At 73.5% G+C, this 16,398-nt stretch carries 15 protein-coding genes; 8 read left to right on the top strand and 7 right to left on the bottom strand.

Going from position 1 to position 16,398, the window contains the following annotated elements; genetic code table 11:
• The 7 genes from AB0H28_RS04425 to AB0H28_RS04395 form a co-directional block, all read right to left on the bottom strand.
• Entirely contained in the window at positions 1–858 is an 858-nt protein-coding gene (locus AB0H28_RS04425; protein WP_358034083.1) for a carbohydrate ABC transporter permease, read from the bottom strand.
• Positions 855–1,817, bottom strand: coding sequence for a sugar ABC transporter permease (locus tag AB0H28_RS04420; protein ID WP_358034081.1), 963 nt, complete (start codon positions 1,815–1,817; stop codon positions 855–857). Before AB0H28_RS04420 ends, AB0H28_RS04425 begins: the two co-directional genes overlap by 4 nt.
• Positions 1,818–1,867: 50 nt before the next feature.
• Entirely contained in the window at positions 1,868–3,118 is a 1,251-nt protein-coding gene (locus AB0H28_RS04415; RefSeq protein ID WP_358034078.1) for an extracellular solute-binding protein, read from the bottom strand.
• Between the two features lie 67 nt (positions 3,119–3,185).
• Complete coding sequence (locus tag AB0H28_RS04410; protein WP_358034075.1) at positions 3,186–5,633, bottom strand: TIM-barrel domain-containing protein; 2,448 nt, start codon at positions 5,631–5,633, stop codon at positions 3,186–3,188.
• A 152-nt stretch (positions 5,634–5,785) separates the two neighbouring features.
• Positions 5,786–6,484, bottom strand: coding sequence for a GntR family transcriptional regulator (locus AB0H28_RS04405; RefSeq protein WP_358034072.1), 699 nt, complete (start codon positions 6,482–6,484; stop codon positions 5,786–5,788).
• A 120-nt stretch (positions 6,485–6,604) separates the two neighbouring features.
• Positions 6,605–7,840, bottom strand: a complete 1,236-nt coding sequence (locus AB0H28_RS04400; protein WP_358034069.1) for a M20/M25/M40 family metallo-hydrolase — start codon at positions 7,838–7,840, stop codon at positions 6,605–6,607.
• Entirely contained in the window at positions 7,840–9,303 is a 1,464-nt protein-coding gene (locus AB0H28_RS04395) for a gamma-glutamyltransferase (protein WP_358034066.1), read from the bottom strand. Before AB0H28_RS04395 ends, AB0H28_RS04400 begins: the two co-directional genes overlap by 1 nt.
• Before the next feature lie 124 nt (positions 9,304–9,427).
• On the opposite strand from AB0H28_RS04395, the gene AB0H28_RS04390 reads away from it, so the two are divergent.
• From AB0H28_RS04390 to AB0H28_RS04355, 8 genes are all read left to right on the top strand, one after another.
• A complete protein-coding gene (locus tag AB0H28_RS04390; RefSeq protein ID WP_358034064.1) occupies positions 9,428–9,862 on the top strand; it encodes a heme-binding protein in 435 nt (144 codons plus the stop codon).
• Entirely contained in the window at positions 9,859–10,605 is a 747-nt protein-coding gene (locus AB0H28_RS04385; RefSeq protein ID WP_358034061.1) for an SDR family oxidoreductase, read from the top strand. The genes AB0H28_RS04390 and AB0H28_RS04385 overlap by 4 nt, the downstream gene beginning before the upstream one ends.
• A gap of 14 nt (positions 10,606–10,619) precedes the next feature.
• Entirely contained in the window at positions 10,620–11,816 is a 1,197-nt protein-coding gene (locus tag AB0H28_RS04380; RefSeq protein WP_358034058.1) for a diaminopropionate ammonia-lyase, read from the top strand.
• Positions 11,813–12,652 (top strand): sulfite exporter TauE/SafE family protein, encoded by an 840-nt coding sequence (locus tag AB0H28_RS04375; RefSeq protein ID WP_358034055.1) that lies wholly within the window; start codon positions 11,813–11,815, stop codon positions 12,650–12,652. Before AB0H28_RS04380 ends, AB0H28_RS04375 begins: the two co-directional genes overlap by 4 nt.
• Before the next feature lie 87 nt (positions 12,653–12,739).
• Positions 12,740–13,597, top strand: coding sequence for an N-acyl homoserine lactonase family protein (locus AB0H28_RS04370; protein WP_358034052.1), 858 nt, complete (start codon positions 12,740–12,742; stop codon positions 13,595–13,597).
• On the top strand, positions 13,594–14,403 hold the full coding sequence (locus tag AB0H28_RS04365; RefSeq protein ID WP_358034049.1) for an SDR family NAD(P)-dependent oxidoreductase: 810 nt from the start codon (positions 13,594–13,596) through the stop codon (positions 14,401–14,403). The genes AB0H28_RS04370 and AB0H28_RS04365 overlap by 4 nt, the downstream gene beginning before the upstream one ends.
• A 33-nt stretch (positions 14,404–14,436) precedes the next feature.
• Positions 14,437–14,826 (top strand): alpha/beta hydrolase fold domain-containing protein, encoded by a 390-nt coding sequence (locus AB0H28_RS04360; protein ID WP_358034046.1) that lies wholly within the window; start codon positions 14,437–14,439, stop codon positions 14,824–14,826.
• Positions 14,820–16,310 carry an NAD(P)/FAD-dependent oxidoreductase gene (locus AB0H28_RS04355; protein WP_358034044.1) on the top strand — a complete coding sequence of 497 codons (1,491 nt, stop codon included), beginning with the start codon at positions 14,820–14,822 and terminating at the stop codon, positions 16,308–16,310. The genes AB0H28_RS04360 and AB0H28_RS04355 overlap by 7 nt, the downstream gene beginning before the upstream one ends.
• Positions 16,311–16,398: the final 88 nt, after the last annotated feature.

Here is a 16,398-nt window from a genome sequence, read left to right as displayed (position 1 = left end):
CTACTTCACCGCGCCGAGGGTCACCCCGTCGCGGAGCCGGCGCTGGGCGGCCAGCACCACCAGCAGCACCGGCAGGCTGGCCAGCACCGCGACGCTCATCAGCAGGTTCCAGGTGTTGTTGAACCGGCCGACCGACTGGGCGATGTAGACGCTGAGCGGATACTTGTCCTGCTCCAGCAGGAAGGTCAGCGAGTAGACCAGCTCGCCCCAGGAGGAGACCAGCACGATCGCGGCGGTCACCAGCACCGTGTTGCGCAGCAGAGGCAGCGCGATACGCAGCAGGAACCGCGCCCGCCCGGCCCCGTCGATGCTGGCCGCCTCCTCCAGCGCCGGCGGCAGCGCGTTGAAGGCGGGTCGCAGGATCAGCACCGCGAACGGCACGAAGAGCGTGGCCTGGGCCAGCGAGACCCCGAACTGGCTGTTCACCAGCCCGAGCTGGGCGAGCAGCCGGAACAGCGGGATGAAGGTCGCCGAGGTCGGGATGAGCTGCACCACCAGCAGCAGCACCAGCCCCGGCACGATCAGCCGGGAGCGGGTGCGCGACAGCCCGTACGCCGCCGGCACCGCGAGGCCCAGCGACAGCAGCGTGGTGGTCGTGCTGATCACCACGGAGTTGCGCAATGCCGGCAGGAAGTCGGTGGCGAAGAAGGACCGGTACGCCGCCGTGGTCGGGTGCGACGGCAGCCAGCCGTCGGTGGCCAGGTCACCGGCCTCCTTGAGCGAGGTGCCCAGCATCCACAGCAGCGGCAGCCCGTAGGCGAGGGTGAGCAGCACCAGGAAGACGAGTCCCACCCGGCGCCAGCCGCGCCCCTCGGAGTTGATGCCGCGGCCGGGCGGGGCGGACTGGGCGATGCTCACGACTGTTCCTCCTTGCGCACCTGAAGCAGGTAGGGGACGGCGAACACCAGTGCCGTGACCACGGAGACCACCCCGATGGCGGAGCCGAGCCCGAAGTCGAACTGGGCGAACGAGTAGAGGTACGCCAGGTAGGGCACCGTGCTGGTGGAGGTGCCCGGGCCCCCCTGGGTCAGCACGAAGATGTAGTCGAACGCCTTGAAGCTGTAGATCAGCAGCAGCGTGCCGAGGATGCTCAGCGTCGGTGTGACCGAGGGCAACGTCACCCACCGGAACCGGTGCCACGAACCGCATCCGTCCACCCGGGCGGCCTCGTAGAGTTCTCCGGGCACGTCCTTGAGGGCAGCGGTCAGCACGATGGCCACGAACGGCACCCCGGCCCAGGCGGTCACCAGCGTGATCGCGGCCAACGCCACCGCCGGCCGGGTCAGGAACAGCACCGGCGAGTCGACCACCCCGAGGGCGAGCAGGGCGTCGTTGACCGCCCCCTGCTCGGTGCCATCCAGGGCGTACTTCCAGACCGCGCCGCTGACCACCGGGGGCAGCAGCCAGACGAAGTAGATCAGGAACCGGGGTATGGCGACGCCCCGGAACCGTTCGTTGAGCACCAGCGCCACGCAGAGCCCCAGGACCAGTTGCAGCGCCACCGAACCGATCAGGAAGATCAGGGTTCGCGGCACCGCCTCGCGGAAGGCCGTCTCGGCCAGCACGGTCCGGTAGTTCTCCGCGCCGACCAGCGGGTTGCCGGGGGTGGCGGCGCTGCCCAGCGACACCTCGCGCACCGACGTGTCGAACAGCAGCCCCAGCGGGTAGACGAAGAAGACGATCAGGAACGCGAACGCGGGCAGGGCGAAGAGCAGCCGGCCGGACGGGCCGCGCCGCCGCGCGGCGGGGCGGCCGGCGACGCGTCGCGCGTCGCCGGCCGCCAGCGACCCGCTCCTTTCCGCGAGGGGAACGGTCATGTCCGTTGCCTCCAGAGATGGTCAGTACCGGACGTGCACGGGAACGTCGGTCAGTCGGCCAGCAGCGGAGGAACCTGCTCGGCGATCCGGTCGGCCGCCGCGTCGGCGTCGATCCGGCCGGCGATCAACTCGTTCCAGGCACCGCCGATCGCGTCGGAGACCTTGCCGGTGTTCGGCACCATCGGGGCGGCGATCGACGCGGCGGCGATCTTCGTGAACGCGCTGAGGTTGACGTCCTTGGTGACCACGTCCTGGTCGGCCACGTCGCTGCGCAACGGCACCGAGCCGGCCTCGGCGGCGTCGATGCCGCCCTGCTCGGACAGGAAGGTGTCCGCGATGAACTTCCAGGCCAGTGCGGGTTTCTCCGTCCTGCCACCGACGGTCAGCGACTCACCGCCGATGAGGGCCTTGTCGTGCCCGGCGAGCGGGGTGACGCCCCACTCGAACGTCAGATCCTTCTTGAACGTGCCGAGCATCCAGTTGCCTTCCTGGGCGAAGGCGTACCGGCCGGTGGTGAAGTTCTTGCCGGCGTTGAAGCCGCTGGCGTCGTTGGGCGAGAGCCATTTGCGGTCCCGCCAGGTCTGGATCCGCTGGAGGGTCTGCTTGGCGCTGGCCGCTCCCGCGTCGGTGTAGCTCCACCCGTTGCTGGCCAGCCACGGCACGGCGTTGAACTCGCCGCCGGCGCCGGTCGGCGCGGCGGTGGTGAACGGGGTGTATCCCGCTTCGGCCGCCTTCGCCATGGCGGCTTCCAACTCGTCGAGGTTGGTGGGCACGGCGGCGCCGATCTTGTCGAGGATCGTCTTGTTGTAGTAGACGCCCTCGATGTTGGCGAACGCCTGGACGGCGTACCGCTTGCCCTGGAGGATTCCGCCCTCCTCCACCTTCTCGGGGAAGAGCCCCTTGTCCGGGAACTTGTCCCACCTGTCGCCGATCTCCCGCACGGCGCCGGCCTTGACCATCTCGGGCACCCAGGGGGCCGCGGTCAGGATGACGTCGGCGGTCTTGCCCGCGGCGGCGGCGGAGATCACCTTGCTGGCCATCTGGTCGTAGGGCACGTACTCGAACTTGACGTCGACCTCGGGGTTCGCCTTCTCGAAGCGCTCCTCCCAGGTCTTGACGAACGGCTGAAGGCCGCCGGAACCCTCGTCGTAGTAGTGCCAGACGACGAGCTCACCGGTCATCTCGCCGTCGTCGCCGCCGACCTGCACACCACCACCACCACCACCGCATCCGGCCAGCGCGAGGGACAGGGACAGGACGGCGGCGAGCGTGGCGGGTCCGGCTGTGCGGGGGCGGAGCATGGGACCTCCCGGGAGGGGAAAAACTGATTTTATATACAAGATATCTTCTACAGTGATCCAGGCCACGTCAATGACCTGGCCGAATCGAGACCTCGTCGAAATCTCCGACCGCCACGGCCAGCCCCGCGGGCACCCGATCCACCGCCAGGTCCGTCTCGCCGGCGACGGCCCGGGGCGCGGCGCCGAGCTCGACTCCCAGCAGGACGAGTTCGAGGCGCACCGGGGCGCCCTCGCGTCGCAGCCGGACCGTCCCGTCGGCGACCGACCAGCGCAACCGCAGCGACGAATCGTCGGAGAGCCGGATCTCGTAGTCGCCCGGCTCCTCGACCGCCGCGAGGACCACCGTCAACCGGTCCGCCGGCACCGCCCCGACGTGCTGGGCGGCCGGGGCGAGCGGCAGCGCCGTGCCGCCGCGCAGGAACAGCGGAATCCGTTCCAGCGGGGCGTCGGCCACCACCCAGCGACCCCCCTCGTGGCGCTGCCCGGTCCACCAGTCGATCCAGTGGCCGGCCGGCAGGTAGACCCGGCGGGAGACCGCCCCCTGCTCCAGCACCGGCGCCACCAGCAGCCGGTCGCCGAGCAGGTACGCGTCGTCCACCCGGTGGGCCACCGGGTCGTCGGGCCACTCCACGAACAGTGCGCGCACCATCGGCAGGCTGGTCCGCCCGCACCGCTCGGCCTCGGTCCACAGGTACGGCAGCAGCCGGTAGCGCAACTCCAGCAGGTCCCGGACGATCCCCTCGGCACGCTCGCCGAACGCCCAGGGTTCGCGCGGCGGGACGCCGTGCGCCCGGGCGTGCGAGGAGAAGAGCCCGAGTTGGCTCCACCGAACGTAGAGCTCGGCGTCGGGCAGCCCGGAGAAGCCCCCGATGTCGTGCGAGTAGAACGGGAAGCCGGAGAGCCCGATCGACAGCGCCGCCCGCAGCACGCAGGCCAGGTCCTCGAAGCGGGCCACCCCGTCACCCGACCAGTGGATCGGGTAGCGCTGCGATCCGGCCCAGCCGGCCCGGGCCCAGAGCACGGCCTCGCCCCGCGAGCGCTCGGCCACCTCCCACACGGCCTTCTGATAGAGCAGCGGATAGAGGTTGTGCATGGCCGCGCCGGGCACCGAGGCGTACACCGCGTCCGGCGGCGCGCCCTCGCCGTAGTCCACCTTGATCGCCGCGACGCCGAGGTCGAACAGCGCGGCGAGCTTCTCCTGGTACCACCGCACCGCCTCCGGGCTGGAGAAGTCGACTAAGCCGGCGTCCTCGCCGTACCCGCCGGCGTAGGTGAAGGTGTGCCCGCTGGGTCGGCGGGCCAGGTGGCCCCCGGCGACCCCCTCGTCGAACAGCGGGGATGTCACGTTGTAGTTGGGCCACTGCCACAGCGACACCCGGAAGCCCTGCTCGGCCAGGCGGGCGCACATGCCCGCCGGGTCCGGGAACCGCTCGGTGGAGAAGGTCAGGTCGCAGGTGTAGTCGCGGGCGAACCAGCCGGTGTCGATGTGCAGCACGTCGCAGGGAATCCGGTGCGAGCGCAGGTCGGCCGCGACCCGCTCCACCTCGTCCTGGCTGGTGTAGCTGATCCGGGACATCCACAGGCCGAACGTCCACTTCGGCGGCACGGCCGGGCGTCCGGTCAGCGCGGTGTAGCGGGGCAGGATCTCCTTCGGGCCGTGGCCGGCGACGAGGAAGAGATCCAGGCTGTCGGTCTCCTCGACGGTGACCGACAACGCCGAGTGTTCCAGGTCCCCGACGTGGTAGCCGGTGGCGTTCGCGGTGTGCACGAACATGCCGTAACCGCGGCTGCTCAGGTGCCACGGCACCTGCTTGTAGGCGGCCGGACTGGCGTTGGAGAACGCCTCCTGCAACCACATCCGCTGGAACGTGCCGGCCTTGTCCAGTCGGCCGAAGCTCTCCCCGAAACCGTAGATGTGCTCGTCGTGCCGCAGCGAGAAGGAGCCGAAGGCGGCCCGGCGCCCACCGACGGTGCTGCCCAGCGGGTAGGCGTAGCGATGCAGGAAGATCCAGCGTTGCTCCGCCGGGTTCCACTGCCGCTCGGGCCGGCGGAACGACGGCAGGTCGACCGGCGTGGTCGCCCAGAGCACCCGGCCCGACCGGTCGCGCAGCACCAGCCGCCACGGCTCGGCGACGATCTCCAGCTCCACCTCCGCGGTTTGCGCGAGGTAGCCGTCGGCGGTGCGCGCCAGCTCGACCCGCACGTCCGGATCCGGTCGGCCGACCAGCATCTCCCCCGGATCCTCCGCCGACGCACCGGCGGGCGAGTAGCGCAGCCGCACCACGCCCGGTTGCCAGAAGTCCAGCCGGATGGTGGCGTCCCGGCCCGGAGCCGGAGCGCCGAACACGGTCTCCACCGTGGTGCCGTAGTAGTCCTGCAACAGCGGTTCGTAGCGGTCGGTGCCGCAGGTGAGCACCAGCGAGGCGTCGTCGCGGCGCACCTCGTGCAGCCGACTGACGATCTCCACCGGCAGCGGTTCACCGAGGAACGGGGCGAGTTCGTACGTGCGTGGCATGGCGCCTCCGCCGGGCCGATCCGCGAGGCTCGCGAGATTGGATAAGATATACACTAGCCGGGCGGTTGGTGGCTAGCCGGAACGATACGTCGGTATCCGCGATCCGCCCAGCTCAGAGCGCTTGCGGCGGGGGCCGGTACGCCGCCGAGGGTTCAGCCGGTCTCGGCGCCGGTCAGCAGCCGGGCGACCGCCTCGCCGGTCTCCTCGATGTGCCGGCGGGACTCCGCGGCGGCGCCGGCGACGTCCTGCGCGCGAACCAGCGCGGCCAGCTTCTCCTGCTTCGACGCCCAGTCACCGCCCAGATCCGCGGCGACCATGGAGAAGTAGAACCGCGCCCGCTTCTCCAACTCCGCCGAGACCCCGGCCATCACCTCGTTGTGCGCGGCCTGGCGCAGCGCGGCGTAGAACTCCGAGCTGAGCGCCAGCAGCCGGGCGGAGTCCTGGCCGTCGGCGGCCTGCCGCTCCGCCTCGATCACCTGGTCGAGTCGGGCGAGGTCGTCGGCGCAGCGCCGCTCGGCCGCCCAGCCGGCGATCGCGGACTCGATCACGGCCCGGGTCTCGAAGAGCTCGCGCAGCTCGCGCTCGGAGCGGTCCCGGACGTAGACGCCGTAGCGGGGCCGGATGTCGACCCAGCCCGCCTCGTGCAGCGAGCGCAGCGCCTCCCGGACCGGGATCCGGCTGACGCCGTACTGCGCGGCGAGCTTGTCGGCGTGCATCCGGGTGCCGGGCGCGAAGACCCCCTCGATGATGGCCCGCTCCAGCAGCTCGTGGATGCGAGCCGGCAGGGAGCCGCCGAACCCGTCGGGCAACCCGTGGTCAGCGGCGCCGGTCCTCGGCTGCACTGCGGCCATCAACTTCCCTCCGACGGATGAGCACGGTGATCGACGGATCGACACCTCCCGGGCCACACCATAGTTGATATCTTATTCGGCAGCACCCCTCCCCGATACATCGGGTCGCGTTTCCGGCACTCAGCGCGCGGCCCCGGCCAGGAAATGCAGGGCGGCCAGCGCGTACAGCGAGACGCACCGCACCACCTCATCCTCCTCGGCGTAGTCGTCGATCCCGGCCGACAGGGTCGGCTGGGGGCCGTAGCAGAGCGCCGGAACCCCGGCACGCCGCCAGCGACTCGCGTCGCTGGCCGGCAGCCGGATGGCGTACCGGGGCTCTCCGGCGCCGATCTCGTGCGCGGCGGCCCGCCAGGCCCGGACCAGGTCGGTGTCCGGAGCGGTCCAGTTCGCGTCCCAGCCCTTGAGGCGACGCACCTCGACCGTCGGAATGTCGGCCACCACGCGCCGGACCGCCTCCTCGGCCCCAGTCAGGTCGATCCCCGGCGGCAGCCGCAGGTCCACCTCGGCCCGGGCGGTGGTCGCGATCTGGCCGACGAAGGAGCCGGCGGTCATGGTGCCGACGTTGGCGGTCAGCTCGAGACCGGTGTCCAGCCCGGCCGAGCCCGACACCTCGGCCAGTTCCGCCGGCAGCCGGCCCACCGAGCCGGTGAGCGCGTCGATCCGCTGCACCGCCGCGGCCAGGCGGGCCGAGGCCGACGCGCCGGCCCGGACCGCCGAGGAGTGCCCCGGCTCGCCGGTCGCGGTCACCGCCAACCACAGCACGCCCTTCTCTCCCAGCGCCAACCGTCGGAAGCCCGGCCCCTCCCCGCACAACAACCCGTCGGCGACCAGCTCGGGATGGGTACGGAGCAGGAACGCCGCCCCGTTGTCACCGAACACGACCTCGTCGCTGACCGCCGTGAAGGTGACCCGCCCGGACCAGCGTGCACGCTCCTCGGCCAGCAACCGGACGGCATGCACCATGGCGGCGACCGCGCCCTTCATGTTGCCCATGCCGAGTCCGTGGAGGCGGCCCTCCCGCGAGGTCAGCCTCCACACCGGCACGGACCAGGCCGACTCGTCGCCGGGCGGCATGGTGTCGAGATGCACGTTGAGCACCAGGTGCCGACCCGGCCGGCCCGAGTCGACCTCGGCCAGCACCGAGGGCATGGTGTCGACGCGCCGTTCGAGGCGGGGACGCAACCCGGCAGCGCGCAGCGCGCCGGCGACCACCTCGGCGACCTCGCGGGTGTCCCCGGGCGGGTTGACGCTCGGCGCGGCGACCAGGTCGGCGCAGAGGTCGACCAGTTCGGCGCGCCGCCCCTGCGCCCGGGCGCACAGCGCCGCGGCCTCGTCGTGATCCGGAAAGCCTGTCATCACACCACTCCTGACCGGACGAGACGCCGCCAGTCGGCGGCCGCGAAGGGGCCGGTAGCACCGGCGCCGGCGGCGACCACGGCACCGAACAGCTCGTCACCGGCGGGGACGTCCCGCACGGCGTGGCCCCGGTCGACCAGCCCGGCCCGCCCGGGGTGGTCGTGCTCGATGAGCAGCTCGCCGCCCTGACTGCGCCACCGGGGCGCGGCCAGGGCCGTGGCCAGGTCGGCGTCGTCGTACCGCATCCGGGCCAGGATCTGCAGCAGCGTCTGCACCTGGCCGTCCGCGCCCGGGGTGGCCAGCGCGAGCGCCCGGCCCGGCAGTTCGACCATCGCGGGGGCGAGGGTGTGCACGGGAAGCGCTCCGGGGGTGGCCGCGTTCGGGCCGCCGGTGAAGCCGCCGGCCCGGTTGTTGAGCACCAGCCCGACCTCCGGCACGTACACCCCCGAGCCAAAGTCGTCGAAGACGCTGACCAGGGAGGACACCACCAGGCCGGCGGCGTCCGCGGTGGCCACGCCGGCCGTGTGCAGGTAGGCCCGGGGGCCGCCTCGCCGGCGTGCCCGCCGCCGGTCCACCGCCAGCGGCTCGGCCAGCAGCGCCGCGCCGCGGGCGCAGTCGTCACGGTGCCGGAACGCGGCCTCGGTCGCCTCGACCAGCAGGTGGTCCAGATCGTCCCCGGCGGCCGGCGGGTGCCGGTGCAGCCAGCGAGCGGCCAGCGCCAGCAGGATCCCCTGCGAGGAGGGCGGCTGCACGTGCAGCAGCCCGCCGGCCCAGTCGACGGTCACCGGCGCCCCGACCGCGGTGTGGTGCCCGGCCAGATCGGCCTCGCTCAGCTCGCCGCCGTGCCGGCGGGCGGCGGCCACGATCGCGGCAGCGGCCGGACCGGCGTGCAACGCGTCGCGACCCCGCTCGGCGACGCCCCGCAGCAGGACCGCCAGCTCCGGTTGCCGCCACCGGTCGCCGGCGGCGCGGGCGAGCAACGGCCAGTCGGCCGCTCCGCCGCGCACCAGGCGGGAGCGTTGCGCCTCGACGGACCGGACCACCGCGGCGTCGACCGGAACGCCGCGCTCCGCGAGCTGCACGGCGGGACGCAGCACCCGGGTCAGCGGCAGACGGCCCCAGTGCCGGTGCGCGACCGCCCAGCCGTCGACCAGGCCGGGAACGGTCACCGACGCCCCGCCGTCGGTGTCGACGTGTCGCAGCGCCCGCGGCGCCCGACCGGCGCCGTTGACCGCGACGACCCGACCGTCGGGCTCCCGGACGAGCGTCATGAGATCACCGCCGAGCCCGCCGGCCTGCGGCATCACCACACAGATCACCGCCTGGGCGGCGACGGCCGCGTCGAGGGCGGAGCCGCCGTCGGCGAGCACACCGGTCGCGGCGGAGACCGCGAGCGGGTGGGCCGCGCTCACCGCTCCCCCTACGCCGGTGACGACCCGGCCGTGCGCCTGCGCTGCCGTCATCGGCCGCCTCCTTCGGGAGATGAACCGCCGCTCGGCTCTTGACCCCGACCATATTATGTATGAAGTATAAGGAATATCAAGGCCGCCTGGACCCGCTCGACCGCACCGACCCCTGGAGCTGACCGTGACCCTCATCCAGCAACCCGACATGTCCCACGAGCTGGCCCGGCGACTCGTCGACGAGGTGCACGCCGAAGCCGCCCGGCAGGGCGTCCGGCTGGCCGCCGCCGTGGTCGACCGGGGCGGCAACCTGGTCGCCGCGGGCCGGATGGACGGCGCCCAGCTCGGCGCCCTCACCCTCGGCCTCGACAAGGCCTTCACCGCGGCGAGCTTCGGCCATCCCACCTCGGCCTGGATCGCCAGCTCCGCCCCGGGCGGCGGCGACTGGGGCCTGGCCGGCACCCTCGGCGGCCGCGCCGTCGTGTTCCCGGGCGGCATCCCCCTCTACGCCGCGGGCCAGCTCGTCGGCGGCCTCGGAGTCAGCGGCGCCGCCTCCCCGGTCGACGAGGCCTGCGCGGAGAAGGCCGCCGGGAACTGCGCGCTGGAGACCCGACCGTGAGCGTGGTCCTGGTCGCCGGCGGCGCCACCGGGATCGGCGCGGCCGCGGTCCGGGCCTGGCGGGACCGGGGCGACACCGTGCTGCTCGCCGATCGCGACGCCGGCAGCGGCCGGGCGCTGGTGGCTGAGAACCGCCCCGGCCGGGCCGCGTTCCACGAGTGCGACCTGGGCACCGTCGACGGGCCGGCCGCCGCGGTGACCGCTGCCGCCGAACTCGGACACGGGCAGCTCGACGTGGTGTTCTACAACGCGGCGGTGCTCGACGCGTACCCGCTGCGAAGCTGGACCGCCCGGGACTGGGACCGGGCCAGCGCGGTCAACCTGCGCGGCCCCTTCCTCACCGTGCAGGCCGCCGAGCCCTACCTGCGCCGCTCCCCCGCCGGACGGGTGGTGTTCACCTCCTCCACGGGGGCGCTGCGCGGGCACGCCGGCATGCCCGCCTACCACGCCACCAAGGCGGGGCTGCTCGGGTTGGTCCGGGCACTGGCCGACGAGCTGGGACCGGCCGGGACCACGGTGAACGCGCTCTGCCCCGGCTGGGTGGACACCCCGTTCAACGACGGGTTCTGGGCGCACCAGAGCGACCCGGACGCGGCGCTCGCCGCGCTCACCGCCAGCATCCCGCTGCGCCGCCAGGCCCGGCCCGAGGACCTGGTCGGCACCATCCTCTTCCTGTCCTCCCCCGCCTCCGCGTACCTGACCGGCCAGGCGCTGGTGGTCGACGGCGGCTACACCGCGGTCTGAGAGGCGACCCACCGATGCGCTACGAACTCCACCTCAATCCGGCGACCGGGCCGCTCCCGGCGCTGCCCACCGGCGCGCCCCCGGGCGACGCCGGGCCGGGCGCGTTCCACCGCAGCCTGCCGGGCTACCGCTGCACCCCGCTGCGCGACAGCCCCGAGCTGGCCCGACTGCTGGGCGTGCGGGCCGTGCTGGTCAAGGACGAGGCGACCCGGCTGGGGCTACCCTCCTTCAAGATCCTCGGCGCTTCCTGGGCCACCGTCACCGCGGTGCTGCGGCACTGGATCGCGCAGCCGGTCACCCCGCTGACCCTGGACCGGGTCGCCGCCGCGATTCCCCGCCCGCGGACCCGCCGGCTGGTCGCGGCCACCGACGGCAACCACGGACGCGGCGTGGCCCGGATGGCTCGCCTGCTCGGCGTCGCCGCCACGATCCTGGTGCCCGCCGGCACCGCCGGGGCCCGCACCGACGCGATCGCCGACGAGGGCGCCGAGGTGGTGGTGGTCGACGGCAGCTACGACGACGCGATCGCCGCGTCGGCCGCGCTCGCCGGACCGGACACCCTGGTCGTCTCCGACACCTCGTGGCCGGGGTACGAGCTGATCCCCGCCGCGGTGGTGGCCGGCTACGCGACCCTCTTCGCCGAGATCGACGCCGACATCGCCGGGCGCGGGTTGCCCGCGCCGACGGTGGTGGCGCTGCAGGCCGGAGTCGGGGCGTTCGCCGCCGCCGGGATCCGCCACTTCCGCGCCCCGGACCGGCCCGGGCCGCCGCCGCGTACCGTCGTGGTGGAGCCCACCGGCGCGAACTGCCTGATGGCCTCGGCCCGCGCCGGCCGGCTCGCCGAGGTTCCCGGCCCACACCGGTCCACCATGGCCGGGCTGAACTGCGGCCTGCCCTCGGTGCTGGCCTGGCCGACGGTGCGGGCCGGCGCCGACGTCTTCCTCGCCGTTGACGACGACGCCGCGCACCGCGCGATGACGGAACTCGCCGACGCCGGAGTGGTCGCCGGCGAGTCCGGCGCCGCCGGCCTCGCCGGGCTCCTCGCGGTGGCCCGAACCGGCGATCCCGGCGACCGGACGCGCACCGGCCTGGCCCCGGACGCCTGCGTCCTGGTGGTCAACACCGAGGGCGCCACCGACCCGGTCAACTACCGCCGGGTGGTGGGCCACGCCCCCGCCCCGCTCGACGACACGCCGGCGGGTGTGGCATGACCACGCCGGCCACCACCGGCGCCCCGGCCGACCCGACCGTCCGGCCCGCGCCGCCGTGGTGGAAGCTCGCCCTGATCGGCCTGGTCGCCGGTCTGCTCTCCGGCGCCTTCGGCGTCGGTGGCGGGGTGCTCATTGTCCCGGCGGTGGTGCTCCTGCTCGGCTTCGACCAACGCCTGGCGCACGGCACCTCGCTGGCCGCCGTGGTGCCGATCTCCATCTCCGGCGTGGTCGGCTACCTCCTCTTCGACGCCGTGGACCTGCCGGTGGCCGGGCTGCTCATCCTCGGCGCGGGCGGCGGCGCGATCGTCGGCGCCCGGCTGCTCGCCCGGATCCCGCAGACGCCGCTGCGGTGGCTGTTCATCGGCTTCATGCTGCTCGCCGCGGCCCGGCTGGTGGTGGAGATCCCCGACCGGGACGCCACCCTCGATCTGACCAGCGGGGTCGCGATCGGCCTGGTGGCCCTCGGCGTCGTCACCGGCGTGCTCTCCGGGCTGCTCGGCGTCGGCGGTGGGATCTTCATGGTCCCCGTCATGATCCTGTTTCTGGAGATGAGCGACGTGGTGGCCAAGGGCACCTCGCTGCTGGCCGTCATCCCCACCGGCATCCTCGCCACCTGGACCAACCACCGCCGGGGCAACGCCGACCTGCGGGCCGCGGCCAGCATGGGGCTGGCCGGGGTGGCCACCTCGATCCTTGGCGCGGCGGTGGCGGTCTGGTTGCCACCACGGGCGGCCGCGGTGCTGTTCGCCGCGTTCCTCACCCTGGTCGCGCTCCGGATGGCCGTCCACGCCGCCGCCCAGCACCGCGCCGCCCGGCGGGAGCACCCCGATGACTGATCGCGCCCACGCCCGCCCCACCTACGCTGGGCCGATGAATCTCCTGGTCAGCGACGTGCGGCCGGCCCACCGAGAGCGGGAACCGAGATGAGCGGGCATCGTGCGGACCGGATGTACCTGCTCCAGTACGGCGCGGAGCGGGTCAGCGCGGCGCTGTCCCTGCGCGGCGGCCCGGTGGAGCGCCACTACTGGGAGTCGTTCGTCGGGGTGCTGGTCCGCGGCGGCGACGAGTGGATCCTCTTCGACACCGAGATGGCCCGGGCCGCGCTGGACTCCCCCGCCGTGCAGGCCGCGTACGCCGCCGGCGACAACGGTGACGACGACTTCCGCTGGCACCTCACCCCCACCCCGCCGGCCGACCGCCGCTGGACGTGGGGGCTCGCCGGGGACCCACTGGCCGCGGCGCTGGCCACCGTGGGACTGACTCCTGAGCAGATCTCCCGCGCGGTGGTGAGCCACCTGCACGTCGACCACGCCGGCGGCATCCCCACCCTGGCGGCACACGGGGTGCCGGTCGCCGCGCACCGCGACGAGCTGGCCTTCGCCCGCAGCGGCGCGGTCGGTGTGACCGCCGGCTTCCACCCGCCGGACTGGTCGCACCCCGGCACGCGATGGGAACTGCTCGACGGCGACACCGACCTGGCCCCCGGCGTCCGCGTGCTCAGCACCCCCGGGCACACCCCCGGCCATCTGTCGCTGCGCGTCGACCTGCCCGAGACCGGCACCTGGCTCTTCGCCGCCGACGCCGCCGACCTCGGCCAGAACTTCCTCGACCGCACCCCCTGCGGCTCCTGCGCCGCCGCACGCCCCGGCGACGAGGAGCTGGCCGACCGCTCCCTGGACCGGCTGCTGCGCGAGGCGGCCGATTCCGACGCCCGCATCGTCCCCGGGCACGACCAACTCGTGCTCAACGCCGTCCGCCACCCGCCGGGAGGCCACCGATGACCGTTCCACCCCCCGCCAGCGGCGCGCTGCTCGCCGGGCGCCGCGCCGTGGTCACCGGTGCGGTCGGCGCGATCGGCCGCAGCATCGCCGAACGGTTCGCCGCGCACGGCGCCTCGGTGGTCGTCGCCGACCTCGACGGCGCGGCCTGCGCGGAGGTCGCCGCCGCCATCGCCGCCCGCCACGGCGTGCCCAGCCACGGCATCGACGTCGACGTCACCGATCCGCAAAGCGTGCGCCGGTGCGCCGCCCGCACCGCCGAGACGGTCGGCGAGTGCGACCTGCTCGTGGTCAACGCCGGGGTCCTGGTGCTCAAGTCGGTGCTGGAGATCAGCGAGGCCGAGTGGCGCCGGGTGATCGAGGTCAACCTGACCGGCGCGTTCCACACCGCGTCGATCTTCGCCGGGCGGATGGCCGCCGCCGGCGCGCCGGCCGGGATCATCTTCTCCTCGTCGCTGTTCGGCGTGCGCGGCGGCGCCGGCAACGCCGCCTACTCGGCATCGAAGTTCGGGTTGATCGGGCTGGCCGAGAGCATGGCCGCCGACCTTGCCCCGCACGGCATCCGGGTCAACGCGGTCTGCCCCGGCCAGGTCGGCTCGCCGATGATGGCCGAACTGTTCCAGCGCCGCGCCCACGACAACGGCACCGAGGTGACGGCCGAACGAGCCGCGTTCACCCGACGCATCCCCCTCGGCCACCTGGCGGAGACCGACGAGGTCGCCGACACCTACGTCTATCTCGCCAGCGACCTGAGCCGGTACGTGACCGGGCAGCGGCTGGTCGTCGACGGCGGCTGGCAGGTCGGCTGACCACCCCGTCCCGCACCCCCTCCGAGGAGCGCCATGACCCACGACGCCGATTCCTCGTCGCCCCCGCCCGACCCGTTGCACCCCGACGCGCGGCGGCTGACGTCGGCCATGCTCGCGGACCGGACAGCGCCACTGCGGCAGACCGGGGTGGCGCCGGCCCGGACGCCTCACCGCCGCGCGCGCCGGACCTCGCCCTGCTCCCGCCGACTGCTCGACCTGGCCGGCTGTGACGTGCTGCGCGACGAAGGACTGCTCTTCGCCGACCGGCTGCGCGCCGCCGGCGTGCCCGTCACCTGCCGCGTGCGCCACGGCCAGGTGCACTGCTTCGCCACCGACGTCGGCGTCCTCTCCACCGACGCCGTGATCACCCGTCTCGCGCACGACCTGCGCGAGCTCGCCCGAGCCTGGAGACCGAAGTGCTGACATCCCCCTCACGCCCGGCAGAGCTGCGGGTCGCCGTGATCGGCGCGGGATTCGGCGGCATCGCCGCCGCGATCGAACTGCGTCGGCGTGGCTTCTCCGACGTCACCGTCTTCGAACGCTCCGACGGCCCCGGCGGCACCTGGTGGGACAACCGGTACCCGGGCGCCGAGACCGATGCCGCCTCGCACCTGTACAGCTACTCCTTCGCCCCGTACGACTGGAGCCGCACCCACGTGCGGCAGCCCGAGTTGCAGCGCTACCTGGAGCACGTCGTGGACCGCTTCGGCATCCGGCCGCTGATCCGGTTCCGCACCGAGGTGCGCCGGCTCACCTGGGACGCCGCGCGCTGCGGTTGGCGGCTGCGCACCGCCGCCGGCGAGGAGTCGTTCTTCCACGCCGTGGTGTCGGCGCTCGGCATGTTCGGCAAGCCGCGCTGGCCGGACTGGCCGGGGTTGGCGGAGTTCCCGGGCCCGGTGCTGCACACCGCGGTCTGGGACGACCGGCACGACCTGACCGGCAAGCGGGTGGCGGTGGTCGGCACCGGCTCCAGCGCCGCCCAGGTGGTGCCGACCCTGGCGCCGAGCGTGGCCGCGTTGACGCTGTTCCAGCGCCAGCCCGGCTGGCTGCTGCCCAAACGGGACCGGGACTTCACCGCGCGGGAGCGGCGGCTGTACCGGCGCAGCCACACCCTGCAGCGGCTCAACCGGCTGCGGCTCTATCTGTTGCAGGAGCGGCGGGAGTGGCGCGGCGCGTTCTTCCGCCCCGGACACCGGATCAACACCAAGGCCCGGGAACGGGCGCTGGCCTACGCGCGGGAGGTGTTCGCCGACCGGCCGGACCTGATGGCAGCGGTCACCCCGGACTACCCGTTCGCCGGCAAACGCACGATCGTCAGCAGCGACTTCTATCCCGCCCTGCGGCGCGACAACGTCACCGTGGTGCCCCGGGCGGTGCTGAGCTGCACCCCGGACGGCCTGGTCGACACCGCCGGCGTCCGGCACCGGTTCGACGCGATCGTGTTGGCGACCGGATTCGAGGCGACCGAATATCTGGCCAGCATCGAGGTCGTCGGCCGCGACGGGCGCACCCTGCGCGAGACGTGGGCCGGCGAGCCGCAGGCGTACCTGGGCGTGCTGACCCCCAACTTCCCGAACTTCTTCATGCTCTACGGGCCCAACACCAACGGCGGGTTGATCATCACCAATCTGGAGCGCCAGTCCCGCTTCATCAGCCGGGAGCTGAGTCGACTCGTTCGCACCCGGCAGCCGGCGGTGGAGGTCAGCGCGGCGGCCAACCAGCGGTACAACGACTGGCTGCAGCGGAAGATCAACGCCACCGCGTTCGTGCAGGGCAACAACTACTTCGCGGTGAAGTCGGGGCGGGTGGTCACCCAGTGGCCGGACAACGCCACCGTCTACGGGGCCCTGCTGGTGGTGCTGCGCTGGTGGGGGCGCTGGCGGACGCCGCAGCGGCGCCGGTCCTGACGTCCGTGCAGGCGAACGCCTCGTCGGGGCGGCATCCACGGTGATGCCGTCCCCACGAGGCGGCGAAGCGTGGTGCCACCTCCCGCGA

It is taken from the genome of Micromonospora sp. NPDC050980, assembly GCF_040653835.1.
In the GTDB taxonomy this organism is placed as follows: domain Bacteria; phylum Actinomycetota; class Actinomycetes; order Mycobacteriales; family Micromonosporaceae; genus Micromonospora.
This window is presented reverse-complemented; position numbering and strand designations above follow the sequence as displayed.

Bases quoted from the DNA above. Each gene is read 5' to 3' on its own strand.
- AB0H28_RS04420 (WP_358034081.1), bottom strand. From the start codon at position 1,817: ATGACCGTTCCCCTCGCGGAAAGGAGCGGGTCGCTGGCGGCCGGCGAC.
- AB0H28_RS04415 (WP_358034078.1), bottom strand. From the start codon at position 3,118: ATGCTCCGCCCCCGCACAGCCGGACCCGCCACGCTCGCCGCCGTCCTG.
- AB0H28_RS04410 (WP_358034075.1), bottom strand. From the start codon at position 5,633: ATGCCACGCACGTACGAACTCGCCCCGTTCCTCGGTGAACCGCTGCCG.
- AB0H28_RS04405 (WP_358034072.1), bottom strand. From the start codon at position 6,484: ATGGCCGCAGTGCAGCCGAGGACCGGCGCCGCTGACCACGGGTTGCCC.
- AB0H28_RS04400 (WP_358034069.1), bottom strand. From the start codon at position 7,840: ATGACAGGCTTTCCGGATCACGACGAGGCCGCGGCGCTGTGCGCCCGG.
- AB0H28_RS04395 (WP_358034066.1), bottom strand. From the start codon at position 9,303: ATGACGGCAGCGCAGGCGCACGGCCGGGTCGTCACCGGCGTAGGGGGA.
- AB0H28_RS04380 (WP_358034058.1), top strand. From the start codon at position 10,620: ATGCGCTACGAACTCCACCTCAATCCGGCGACCGGGCCGCTCCCGGCG.
- AB0H28_RS04375 (WP_358034055.1), top strand. From the start codon at position 11,813: ATGACCACGCCGGCCACCACCGGCGCCCCGGCCGACCCGACCGTCCGG.
- AB0H28_RS04370 (WP_358034052.1), top strand. From the start codon at position 12,740: ATGAGCGGGCATCGTGCGGACCGGATGTACCTGCTCCAGTACGGCGCG.
- AB0H28_RS04365 (WP_358034049.1), top strand. From the start codon at position 13,594: ATGACCGTTCCACCCCCCGCCAGCGGCGCGCTGCTCGCCGGGCGCCGC.
- AB0H28_RS04360 (WP_358034046.1), top strand. From the start codon at position 14,437: ATGACCCACGACGCCGATTCCTCGTCGCCCCCGCCCGACCCGTTGCAC.